General features: G+C 53.9%; 1 protein-coding gene. It reads left to right on the top strand.

Annotation, left to right across the window (positions count from 1 at the left end; genetic code table 11):
- The coding region (locus ACFOWX_RS13330) for a hypothetical protein (protein ID WP_381425116.1) at positions 1-1,101 on the top strand (1,101 nt) is incomplete at both ends.

The following is a 1,101-nucleotide window of genomic DNA, read 5'->3' as shown; positions in this document are numbered from 1 at the left end:
ACAGCACAGGTCACCTATATCTATAATGGCCTGGGTCAAGTCACGAAAAAGACCGAAGCCACGGGTGATGCGATCACCTATACTTATGACACATCAGGCCGCATGCTCCGCGAGACGCGAAATAGCTTTACGGCTTATACAGGCGCCACAACAACCGCCAATATAACGCCGCAAGTCCATTATAGATATGATGGTCTGGGCAATTTGGTGCGCACGATAGCTGCGGGTGCTGGCGATGCAACGGCCCGTGAAACCCGCTATATATATGATGGTAGCGGGAGGCTTGCCGCCATACAGGATGCGAGCGGATTTATCCGCAACTATTCCTATGACAAGGCAGGCCGGGTCATTGCCGAAGATTATTTGCGTGCCGGTTCTGCGGGTGGAGTGGGCGTCAAAAATGGCGTTCTTACTAAATTTGACGCGATGGGCCGCGTTATCGAGCAAGCCGTAGCCAGCTGGAACGGAACCGCTTGGGTTCGAGGCGATGTCGCCGCAACCATTTATAATGCCTATAGCGATGTCGCTGAAACACGGTTGAACAGCATCAGCAATGGTCAGAATAAATATGACGCAGCGGGCCGTTTGTGGGCGACGACGTCTGGCGATGGGGTTTGGAAGTTTTTTGGGTATGATGCCAATGGCAATCAGACGATAGCGATCACCTCTGCAGGGGCCAATCTTCAGAATATAACGAGCTTTGCGCAAGTATTGGCGCTGGTGGGGCAAGAGGATGTCACTGCGGCCTATACGGTCTATGACAACCGCAATCTGGCCACAACGGTAACCGAGGAAGGGCGCCGTCTGAATGCAACCGGCGCGCTGGAAACGCTGACCAGCTCGCGCAGCTATAACGCCTTTGGCGAAGTGACAAGCGAGACCAATGCGCTAGGCCATACGCTGACTTATACCTATAACAATGCGGGCAAGCTGATTAAGAGCGAGAGCCCTTATGTTAATGTGACCGCCGAAAATGGCGCGGTCAGCAATATCCGCCCGACCGAAAATTACTATTATGACGCAAGCGGCCGCTTGGTGGCGAGCCGCGACGCCAATGGCAATCTGACGCGCCTCGTGCTGCTATCTGGCACCGGCTATAAT

Origin of the sequence: Sphingorhabdus arenilitoris, from assembly GCF_042651485.1 — a bacterium.
Lineage (GTDB): Bacteria > Pseudomonadota > Alphaproteobacteria > Sphingomonadales > Sphingomonadaceae > Sphingorhabdus_B > Sphingorhabdus_B arenilitoris.
The sequence above is the reverse complement of the archived record's forward strand: the minus strand, read 5'-3'. Positions and strand labels throughout refer to the sequence as shown.